The organism is Chryseobacterium potabilaquae (assembly GCF_902728265.1).
Lineage (GTDB): Bacteria > Bacteroidota > Bacteroidia > Flavobacteriales > Weeksellaceae > Chryseobacterium > Chryseobacterium potabilaquae.
The window spans coordinates 1-10,258 of the sequence record NZ_CACVBR010000067.1 but is presented as its reverse complement, the minus strand read 5'-3'; the positions used below and the strand labels follow the sequence as shown (position 1 = coordinate 10,258).

The 10,258-nt window shown below is 30.0% G+C and carries 9 protein-coding genes and 1 pseudogene; 3 read left to right on the top strand and 7 right to left on the bottom strand.

Annotated elements, in window-relative coordinates:
* Positions 1 to 134: 134 nt before the first annotated feature.
* From CHRY9293_RS17850 to tssO (CHRY9293_RS17825), 6 genes are all read right to left on the bottom strand, one after another.
* Positions 135 to 485 (bottom strand): immunity 51 family protein, encoded by a 351-nt coding sequence (locus tag CHRY9293_RS17850; RefSeq protein WP_162034214.1) that lies wholly within the window; start codon positions 483 to 485, stop codon positions 135 to 137.
* Between the two features lie 1,011 nt (positions 486 to 1,496).
* Positions 1,497 to 2,000: a hypothetical protein gene (locus CHRY9293_RS17845; RefSeq protein WP_162034213.1), complete on the bottom strand. Its 504-nt coding sequence runs from the start codon at positions 1,998 to 2,000 to the stop codon at positions 1,497 to 1,499.
* A 303-nt stretch (positions 2,001 to 2,303) separates the two neighbouring features.
* Complete coding sequence (tssR, locus tag CHRY9293_RS17840; RefSeq protein ID WP_162034212.1) at positions 2,304 to 4,703, bottom strand: VWA domain-containing protein; 2,400 nt, start codon at positions 4,701 to 4,703, stop codon at positions 2,304 to 2,306.
* A gap of 47 nt (positions 4,704 to 4,750) precedes the next feature.
* A complete protein-coding gene (locus CHRY9293_RS17835) occupies positions 4,751 to 5,662 on the bottom strand; it encodes a PKD domain-containing protein (RefSeq protein WP_122548014.1) in 912 nt (303 codons plus the stop codon).
* A 39-nt stretch (positions 5,663 to 5,701) separates the two neighbouring features.
* A complete protein-coding gene (gene tssO / locus CHRY9293_RS17830) occupies positions 5,702 to 6,232 on the bottom strand; it encodes a type VI secretion system TssO (protein ID WP_122637125.1) in 531 nt (176 codons plus the stop codon).
* Positions 6,233 to 6,238: 6 nt separating this feature from the next.
* Positions 6,239 to 6,775: a type VI secretion system TssO gene (gene tssO, locus CHRY9293_RS17825; RefSeq protein WP_162034211.1), complete on the bottom strand. Its 537-nt coding sequence runs from the start codon at positions 6,773 to 6,775 to the stop codon at positions 6,239 to 6,241.
* Between the two features lie 176 nt (positions 6,776 to 6,951).
* Between tssO (CHRY9293_RS17825) and CHRY9293_RS17820 the strand changes: the two genes are divergently transcribed.
* The 3 genes from CHRY9293_RS17820 to CHRY9293_RS17810 all read left to right on the top strand — a co-directional run bounded on the left by CHRY9293_RS17820 (position 6,952) and on the right by CHRY9293_RS17810 (position 9,972).
* Positions 6,952 to 7,623: a response regulator transcription factor gene (locus CHRY9293_RS17820; RefSeq protein ID WP_162034210.1), complete on the top strand. Its 672-nt coding sequence runs from the start codon at positions 6,952 to 6,954 to the stop codon at positions 7,621 to 7,623.
* A 136-nt stretch (positions 7,624 to 7,759) separates the two neighbouring features.
* Complete coding sequence (locus CHRY9293_RS17815) at positions 7,760 to 8,050, top strand: HU family DNA-binding protein (protein ID WP_002984212.1); 291 nt, start codon at positions 7,760 to 7,762, stop codon at positions 8,048 to 8,050.
* 362 nt (positions 8,051 to 8,412) lie between these two features.
* Positions 8,413 to 9,972, top strand: coding sequence for an Rne/Rng family ribonuclease (locus tag CHRY9293_RS17810; protein WP_162034209.1), 1,560 nt, complete (start codon positions 8,413 to 8,415; stop codon positions 9,970 to 9,972).
* Between the two features lie 173 nt (positions 9,973 to 10,145).
* Here the strand turns inward: CHRY9293_RS17810 and CHRY9293_RS19010 are convergent.
* Positions 10,146 to 10,258 (bottom strand): annotated as a pseudogene (locus CHRY9293_RS19010) (IS982 family transposase); the annotation flags it as partial.

Below are 10,258 nucleotides of genomic sequence, written 5' to 3'. Positions count from 1 at the left end.
ACAAGATTGTGTAAAAATAAAAACCTATAAAAACAAAGATATTTGTCGGACTAGCCCGACAAATATCTCATAAAATATTAGTATTTTTAACCTAATAATCTGTAACGCTTATTTAGGACTAGTCAATAAAAACGTTAATCCAGTTCTGCTTTTGAAAATAAATCTTGTATGAGATTATCATCTTCACAGGCTTTCTTAAAGTGTAATATGAATTCTTTGAGACTTTCGGAATTTGAAGAATAGGCACAAAACATATCTGCTTCGGGGTCGAATTTTATATCTCCGGCCAGGTTATTTTTTTTTTCATTTAAAAACACTTTTGCTAAAGATGCCCAATCATAACCATTTCCTTCAAATCCTTCGTTTTTTCTCCATTCGAAAATTTCAGGCTTGTAACTTCCTGCATTTAAACATACTGAAAAGGTTTTCTCGGAGGCAACCCAAAAAAAAGGCTTAATTGTTTTTTCAAAATTGTAAGCTTCCATACTGTTTAATAAATTTTTAATCAGTATTAAATATAAACATTTTCCTTGTTATTCAGTATATTAATATTGAGTTGGGAAAGTTAAATCTTCTATAATTATTTATTTCTTGAATAGGATTATTCATACTGTCAATCTTTGCCTTTGTTATGTAATTTCAGATTCTATCTAAAATTATACCTTACTCCATATCCTAGATTACACTTATGATTAAATACATTCCAATTATCGTAAATTTTAAGAAGCAAATAAGATAGTAAAAATTGGTGTAAAAAATAAAAACAGAAGAGTCCACTTTATGAGTGCACTATTCTGCTCCAACTTTATTTACTAAAAATGATTGAAAGTTTACCTACTGTTCTCTAGACCTTTAAACAGCATATTATCATAATTAATTTTTCAACATTTACATAAAGTTCATCAATCTCTATTTACATATTTCTTCTCTCATTTAATATGATCAACTTTCCTTCCTCATGGGATTGATAAAATTATTAAATATGATTTCTTCTTTTTGTAGGCGTCTACTTTTCTTTTAATAGCCTAGATAAAGGCTATTCTTGAATTGTTAGCTATGATTAGTAAATTTTAAATTGTTAATATCTTGTGATTTGGTGATGGTGGTATAACAAAGATATACTACTTTTTCATTTCCAGAAAGTTTTCTCGAGTGAATATAAATTTTTGTCGTAATTCTACGATTATGGATATAAAAATAAAAAATAAATAACCAAAAAGCAATGATTAAAAAGATATAATTAGATTATCAATACTTATATTTTACCACCGAAATGGGATGTATGGACAAAAATTAAATTATCTTTTCAAAAAACATTGGGCATACAATGATCTCAATATTACTGTTGATAAGGAATCTCATTCTTCACTTGACATAAAGTATTGATAAAGGAAACTTATATAATGCTTTATAAAATATATAGTTATAATGTTTTTAGAAAAGTAAACTATCACATTTTCTTTTGTAAAAATTGAGTGTAAAGCCTAATCGAAGTTTTATTTTATAAACTGGAGGTACTTGTCTGGGCATTCTCCGAAATGATCAAATGCATTCATAGAATTGCCATAATTCTGTACAACTAATGTATCTTTTTTTACCATTGCTCCAATAGCTCCCATGGTTATTTGAAATTCATCCTTATTTCCTTTTTGAATAACATTCACTCTACCAGAAGCAAAAATTTTATGCTTATCAAAAATTTTATACCCAATTCTTTTGCCTTTACCTTCTAATTCAATAGAAAACCTACTTTTATCACAAGTGGTTGCGGTATATTTTCCTTCTATTGTTTTTAATTCTTTCCACATTAAAGAATCCGTGATAATCACATTCTCTTTTCTATTAACATCCTCTTTTTCAGAAATTTGTTTAGAAAATTCTTTTTTTTCATTAGTAATAATACTAGCCTCCATTTTAGGACGCATTTTTTCAGTTTCTTTACAAGAAAATAAGCAAAGCCCCATTAACAGAGTCCATTTAAGGGTATTTTTTCGGATCATATATGTTTAACATTTGTTAACACCTCCATTGCAATTGCAATGCCAAATAATTCATATTGTATATAGATTTAAAAAAATAACCAAAACAAGTTCAAACATTTACGATTTAAAAATTATTTTCAAGCGTATTCAACTTTTCTTAAATTTAGTTAAAACAAATTCAATAATACGCAGCTAAAAGTTTAGGAATAAATTATTAATATCCTTTTTTCAAATCTTTTTTAATACCAAATAAAAACCAGAGAAAGTTCTTCTCTGGTTGTTGTTTTATTCCTTTAATCTATCGTATATATAGAGTTAAAATTAATGTTTAGTATACTCTGGCTCTTCAACAGATCTCATAGTAGGCATAAAATATTCATTTAACCAATAAAAAGTTTGCCCATTTTGTTGAATTTTAACTGCCGGGTCGTTCCTGTGATGAAGCATTCTATCTGCCAAATTTTTATATTGACGAAAATATGCTCTAACTGTTTCACTATTGATAATTTTAGATTTTTTCCACCCTTTAAGCTTATATTTTGACATCAACTCTTCATCAGAATTATCAAACCCTGTGCTTATACCCACAGCATGCGACATAGGCTGATTATACAAATCTCCTTTATCAAGAAAACTTAAAGGATTATTTTTTTTCAATACAGTAACATACTCTTTTATTGCCTTAGATTGGTTAAATCCTGGTCTTCCAGCCTCTGTTTTCTGATAAACTTCACTATAAAAATCCTTTAATGTATCATATTCATTTTCAGAAATTAAAATACCTTTTTCAATACCTGGTTGAAAATCTTTTAGATCTTTTGGAATATATCCCTTCACTAAAAATGGACTTCTATAATTAATTAATTGTGCAGCAATTCCTGCAGGAACAGGATTGGTAAGCCCGGGATAGAGATATTTGTATTTCAAATCGACATCAGTTCTTCCTGCGCCTACTGAAGAATGGAAATAATCGTTCAATGAATTATCCAACGTTACATTCTCCAAAATTACCTGGGCAATTAAACTATCCACAGATTTTTTTAAGTACCCCGGAGTGGCAATATCTCCTTTTTTTGGAAAGATAACAAAACCTTGTGACATACTTTGCTTAGGGTAATCTAATGAGAAAAAACCTTCATCTCCTTCAACAAGATTAAAATTATTTTTAGTGAGGATATCATTCTGATTAATTGTCTTTTGCTTTTTAAGTTCCGCGATATTTTTTGCAGTGTTGTTGACTACATTTTCAGCAAGCAATACAAAATCGTTGTATGTATCCGATGATTTTGCAATTGTTTGAAACATAATCAATCTTGCCTGAGCTTGTGTAAGAGAATTTATAACACCGTACATATTTCCATTCTGACTAGCAGAGGTCCCTATTGTAATGACAATATTGGTTTCATCAGGAACATTTGAAAGAAGATTGCCTGCAGCAGCCAATCCTTCATGTACGGGTTGATAACCACTATTCGTAAGGCAATTCATTTCATTTGTTTTCTGATCAATGAAATTCGTTATACTACCGTAATCTGTGCTTAAACTTGAATTTACAACATTATCTCCACATGAATTATTTTTATATAAAACAGCCCCATATTTTATCGTATTAAAGTAAGAGGGTTTTTCGAATCTTAATTGCAAATCTTGAAGTAAAGACTTTACAATAGGTGCATAAGGAGCATTGGAAGCACTCACATCCAAAACAAAAATGATATTAAGCTTTTTATTCTTTTCCGTAATCTCTTTATAACGCTCAAAATAAATAGGTTCACCTAAAACATTAAAAACATAATTTTTACTGTAATCCAAAATATTAGTGAAATATTTTGTTTTTGAATCGGAAAACTGTGTTCCGTCTGATAAATTTACAGGATAAATATTTTCAAGAGGAGTTCTATTATTAGCATCTGTAAGAAGAATAGCTGTTTTTTCCTCTGTATTTTTTTCTCCTTCTTCCGGAGTACCTTCATGGATTCCCAGATTAGTTTCTGTAACGCCAATGGTATTTTTCATTTTTATAGCCGAACGCTCTCCCCACGTTGAAATCACATTTGAACTTACCCAACCGTAAAGACCTTTCCCTATGCTATCTATATCAAGTGTAGGACTTTTACCTACTAAAAATCTTTTATTATTCTCCGCCTGTTTATAAACATATACAATTTGTCCATTAGGTATTTTCACATTTGCTTCTTCGATAAGGCTTGGAGAATTAAACACCATAATCGAGTCATTTTTATAATATCTTTCAGCATTTTTAATGACTTCACTATTACTAGGAACTACAGCAACTCTTATGGGAAATCCATTCTTTTCATTCTTTAAAGAGCTATTCCAAAGAAGTAGATCAGATTCCGGAATCCAACCATAAGTCTTTATAGATTTGGGAGAAATCTTTTTCATTAAAGCATCTGGAACATATTCAGACACCTTTACCTTTCCATTTTTATGTTTTAATACCATCAATGGTTCTAAAAACTTAATTTCTTTATATGATTTCTCGTCATGGGTATCTAAGTAAGTTGCATTTCTAGATCTATCCGAAATGGCAACCCATGGGGCGGATTTTTTAGGAAATCCATTAACTACAAACGAATGATCTATCTGGCCATATAATGTAGGTTCGGGAGTTCGTTTTACGGGTAGTTTTACTTGGCAGCTCATCAACAATCCCAAAGCCCCAATATAATACGCTGCAAGTGGCAACCTGTTTCTCATCCTTTTTTATCTTTTTTGATTTGATATATACATTCCAAAATGAATGACTATTTACTTTGATTTATATCAACTTTGGTCACACAATTTTGCGCATCATCTAAATTTACTTTCACTGTCTGAATAATATTACCTTTATCAAACTGAAGACCTGCACAATACATATAGAAATTATTCACTTTACTGTCATTAACTTTTACGACAGCATTTTCGTTATTACAAAGATAGGTTCTTAGCAAATAGTTATAATGTGTATTAAAACTGTTTCCATTAGCTATCTGTTGTAAATGATATTTAAAATCATTATCAATCTTTGCATAGGCATCCTCTACAGAAACTTCTTCTTCCTTCAAAGCATCATACGAAGGAAGAATTTTTATATGATGATAAACAGGTTCAGCACTTTCTTCCGTAAATAAAGTAACCACATAATCTCCAGGAGTCTTATATGAATAAATTGCCAGTTTATCCTTAGAATCTGTATTCCCCGTCTCTCCAAATTTCCACGCAAATTGTTTAGCTTCAGAAATCGCACGAAATTGAATGTTTTCAAATTGCATCCCTTGAGATTGGGCATCTATACTCGTTTTAATTCTTGTTGTATCTTTTGGCTTAATCACACTTCTTGCCGATACCATCACAGGAAAAGATTTTGTATATTTATTATCTATTATCAAACTGATCTGATAATATCCTGGTTTATTATAAAAATGAATTCCTGTATTTTTATCTGATGTTGTTCCATCTCCAAAATTCCATTTTTTAGTTTTTGCAAATTGTGTCCTATCTTCAAATAATAAAGTATCCCCCACTACTAATGAAGAAGGATATACGACACCCACAATATCATCAGAAGAATGAATTACTTTTTTCTGCAGCCATAATACAACAAGTGCAGCTATAAGCAAAGTGGCAATAACCCCAATAATAATATTCTTTTTGTTTTTTTGAAAATAATTCATAATTGTGATATATTATATCATTTGCTTTTTAATGTTTATTTATTGAGTTCTTGCTTTCAAAGCGTTTTCACGTTGAAAAAGTTGGTTTTGCTTATCTTTGAAGCCTATTCTACATTCCTCGATCTGTTTCTCAAATCTTTTAATATCCTCCGTTCTTGTTGAAAGTATTTTTTTATCTTCAAAATACATTTTATAAAATTCCGCAAGCTGCGGATATGCTTCTTTCCTTACATCAGCACTTCCCGGTTTATTTTGAAAATAATTTGCTATATCATTAATTCCATACATAATATTATTTTCGACAAAAGGCTGAACAATCTCATCCGTTTTAAGATGATCTATCTGCAAGAAAGTACTATCTAATAATCTTTGTCCGATTTTCTGTTGATGATCAAACTTCACTTTTTCTTCAAGATTTTGAACTGAAATAATATCTTCATCCGAAAATGGCGATTCAAACCCTTTTAAAAAAATAACACTTAAAAATAATAATGCTGCAAAAAGCATTAATACAAGATATAAGAATTGATATTGTTTTTCTTTCTTAGATAGTGTAATATGTCCCTCCATTAGTCGTTATCTTTTCTTTCTATTTCCGGTGAAATTTCGCGTAGGATCAATTCTAAGCTCATTATTTACTCTTCCCACCTTTCCCATACATTCTTCCAAATTGCGACGTGCCATTTGTTTCTTATGTTCAACACTGATGATTTGATTCTTTAGATTAATCATAGAACCAATCTGCCTCATAAGAATAGCATAATGTTTAAAGTTATTTACACTATCTACCCCCATTATATTTTTTGCATCTCTTACATTGTCCATGATATAAGTTCTTAGGAAAACATCATTCTCTACTCTATTAATTTCCAACTGGCTCATCCTATAAAAAATACTGTCAATATGAGTTCTCAGGACATCGCTCCTTTGTAAAAGCTCTTTATAGTCAGATGCTTGTTTACTAATTCCTTCTCGTTGAATATCATAACTCTTAAAAAAGAAGAAAAGGCATATAAAAGACACCGTTGATAAAATAACAAAAGATAGAATGAACTTCCAAATGCCTACCCTAACATCAGATCCGTTTAATTTTTTCTCCCTATTTGAGGACATAAATTTGTAATTTATTTGGCCCGTGAAATTATAAAAAAATAATTTATGTACAAAATTTAACTTTTCTAGAGAATTACCATTATGTTCTCAAATAATTTAAGATTAATTCTCTCTTTAATTAGTTTTTCATAATTTAGCCCCATAATTTTAATTATCCTATGCCAAATCGATATTAAATGAGCAAAATACTATCCAAAACTGTACGGTTTTCTATAGCAGATAGCGACTTTTATTTTAAGAAAATAATGATTAAGACTCTGATGGAAAATCCATTTTATATGGCTATCAATGATTGTAATAATGGACATGAACTTATTAACAGAATCTACAGAAGACAGGAAGATGTATTTATTATTGAACTTTTTATGCCCGTATTGAGTGGGATTGAAGCCATAAGATATATTAGAAAAAACAATACTGAAACACCCATTATAACATATTCCGGAACTTATCAAGAAGATATGGCGGAGATTCTCTCAAAAATTCCCAATATTTATTACTGCGAAAAAAAAAGCTGTCTCATAAAAGAAATTATAAAAGGAAAGGTCATATCAGACACATTCGATTATGAAGCCTATTCTCAAAAATGGGAACAACAACCTTTAGCCGTCCAAGAATACATGAATAGGAAGAAACAAAGTGAAGAAGAACTTTCTCCTACTGAAATTCAGCTCATGAAATTTTGTTATGAAGGCTTTAGTAATAAAGAGATTGGTGAAAAGCTCAACCTAAGCAACAGAACAATAGATACTTACATTAATAGACTCACAGAAAAACTGGGATTAAAAACTAAACTCCATCTTATTCGTTATTGTGTAGAAAACGGATACTACAATTCTAGTACATAAGAGTTATCTTACCATAAAAAATAGACTAAACATTAAATTTTCAATCCCTTACCTAAAAATATTTTGTCACTAATTTGTTAATTTTCAATTTTTTTAACTAAATTTGCACACCTAAAATTTAAAATTAAAAAAGGAAATGACAAAGGCAGAATTGGTAAACACCATCTCAAACAAGTTGGGAACAGAAAAGAATGAGACACAGAAAGTTGTAGAAGCTTTTATGCAAGAGATTAGAACTTCTATGTATAATGGAGATAACGTTTATCTAAGGGGTTTTGGTTCTTTTATAATTAAAACAAGGGCTGCTAAAACAGGAAGAAATATTTCTAAAAACACTGCAATTGAGATTCCTGCTCATAATATTCCTGCTTTCAAACCTTCAAAATCTTTTGTGGAGAAAGTAAAAACTAAAGTTGCAGTAAAATAAGACATTAACTGAATATTAACTAGTTACTAAAAAATTAAAATTATGCCAAGCGGAAAGAAAAGAAAAAGACACAAAGTTGCAACCCACAAGAGAAAGAAAAGAAGAAGAGCAAATAGACATAAGAAAAAATAATCTCCTTTATAGGGATTATAGATATAATAATATAGTTGGTGATTTTAATTTTTTAAAGTTCACCGACTATATTTTTGTTTTGCAACTAATAAGATTCTAAGAAAAAAGTATTTTTTTCAGTAATGAAAAAATATATTTTCAAATTAATTTATATATTTAATCATTATTTTACTTTTAATGAAAAAAATACATGACCACTATAATCTTAATAATTTTATCTCATTAACAAAATGAAGAAAGAACTAATAGTTTCGCATGAAGATGATCTTACAAAGATTGCGCTACTGGAGGATGGAAGACTATGTGAACTTCATGAACAAGAAGACAAAAGTGAATTTATAGTTGGAGATTTGTTTATAGGAAAAGTGAAAAAATTAGCACCTAACCTCAATGCTGCTTTTGTAAATATAGGTTATGAAAAAGATGCTTTCCTACATTATCAAGACCTAGGCCCACAATATCTTACTTATCGAAAGTTTTTAAAAGATACTATTTCAAAAAAACAAAGCACTTCAAGCTTAAAAAGTTTCGAAATACAACCCGAAATCAATAAAAATGGAACAGTAGATAAAGTAATCGCCAAAGATGATCTTGTTTTATTACAAATCACCAAAGAGCCTATTTCTACAAAAGGGCCAAGAATATCAACACAAGTTTCCCTAACAGGTCGTTTTTTAGTTTTAATCCCTTTTGATAATAAAGTATCTATTTCTAAAAAAATCAAAAGTTTTGAAGAAAAAGAGAGACTTAGGACCCTTATTGAAAGTATTAAACCTGAAGGATTTGGTGTCATCATAAGAACGGTAGCTGAAGGAAAAAAAGTAGCCGACTTACATAACGACATGAATCAACTGATTCAAAAATGGGAAAGTACTTTTAAAAATATACAAAAAAACAAGGTCCCAGCTAAAGTTTTAAGTGAAGAAGACAAAGCCTCAGCCATTTTAAGAGACAATTTCAACCAAGACTTTGTGAGCATTACTTGTGATGATGAACAAATGGTAAATGAAATGAAAACCTATCTGGAAATAATCGCTCCGGAAAGAAAAAACATTGTTCATTTTTACGATTCACATATTCCTCTCTTGGAATATTATAATGTTGAAAAACAACTTAAACAAAGCTTTGGTAAACACGTTAATATTCCCAGTTCAAAAGGCGCTTATTTAGTCATTGAACATACCGAAGCTCTTCACGTAATCGACGTGAATTCCGGAAATAATATTACAACCGGCACTGCAGTAAACAAAGAACACGCTCTGAAAGTAAACAAAATGGCCGCCACAGAAATAGCACGACAGTTACGTCTTCGTGATATGGGAGGCATCATTGTTATCGATTTCATTGATATGCTTAATCCAGAGCACAGAAGAGATCTCTATGAACATCTAAAAGAAGAAATGAAGCGTGACAAAGCACGCCACAAAATCTTACCACCAAGTAAATTTGGATTAATACAAATTACCCGACAAAGAAACCGTCCGGAAAAACAAATTGATACCAAAGAAGAGAACCCCAACAAAGATGGAGAGATTATAGCTCCCATTGTCATTGTGGAAAAAATGGGAGAAACCATTAGAAACATTATGCAAAAAGAAAAAGGAAAGCTCTATTTACACGTACATCCTTTTGTGGAAGCCTATCTTACAAAAGGAATCAAAAGCATTCAAATGAAATGGTTTGTGAAATATAAAAAATGGGTAACTATTATTCCCAGGGATTCCTTCAAATATTTAGAATACAGAATTTACAACTCTAAGAAAGAAGAATTAACAGGATATTCTAATTAAAAAAAATTAAGCCTCTGGTTTTTCCAGAGGTTTTTTATTGTTATAATATTCTAGTCTAAATTCAAAAAAACAATCCCTATTTTTATTCTTTGTATACTCATAAAAAATCCCAGCGGCACAGCCACTGGGAAAGTTTTTATTTAGAATTGTATTAATTAAACCCGTTGTGCATTTTAAATAATACTAACTTTAATATTATTAATATTTCTATCAAAAATGACTTTATTAATGTATTGTATAACCTTTAAAGAAGTGATTTTTGATAGTATTCTGGTTTTAAAACCGG

Coding starts and splice junctions, on each gene's coding strand:
- CHRY9293_RS17850 (WP_162034214.1), bottom strand. CDS start 485: ATGGAAGCTTACAATTTTGAAAAAACAATTAAGCCTTTTTTTTGGGTT.
- CHRY9293_RS17845 (WP_162034213.1), bottom strand. CDS start 2,000: ATGATCCGAAAAAATACCCTTAAATGGACTCTGTTAATGGGGCTTTGC.
- tssR (WP_162034212.1), bottom strand. CDS start 4,703: ATGAGAAACAGGTTGCCACTTGCAGCGTATTATATTGGGGCTTTGGGA.
- CHRY9293_RS17835 (WP_122548014.1), bottom strand. CDS start 5,662: ATGAATTATTTTCAAAAAAACAAAAAGAATATTATTATTGGGGTTATT.
- tssO (WP_122637125.1), bottom strand. CDS start 6,232: ATGGAGGGACATATTACACTATCTAAGAAAGAAAAACAATATCAATTC.
- tssO (WP_162034211.1), bottom strand. CDS start 6,775: ATGTCCTCAAATAGGGAGAAAAAATTAAACGGATCTGATGTTAGGGTA.
- CHRY9293_RS17820 (WP_162034210.1), top strand. CDS start 6,952: ATGAGCAAAATACTATCCAAAACTGTACGGTTTTCTATAGCAGATAGC.
- CHRY9293_RS17815 (WP_002984212.1), top strand. CDS start 7,760: ATGACAAAGGCAGAATTGGTAAACACCATCTCAAACAAGTTGGGAACA.
- CHRY9293_RS17810 (WP_162034209.1), top strand. CDS start 8,413: ATGAAGAAAGAACTAATAGTTTCGCATGAAGATGATCTTACAAAGATT.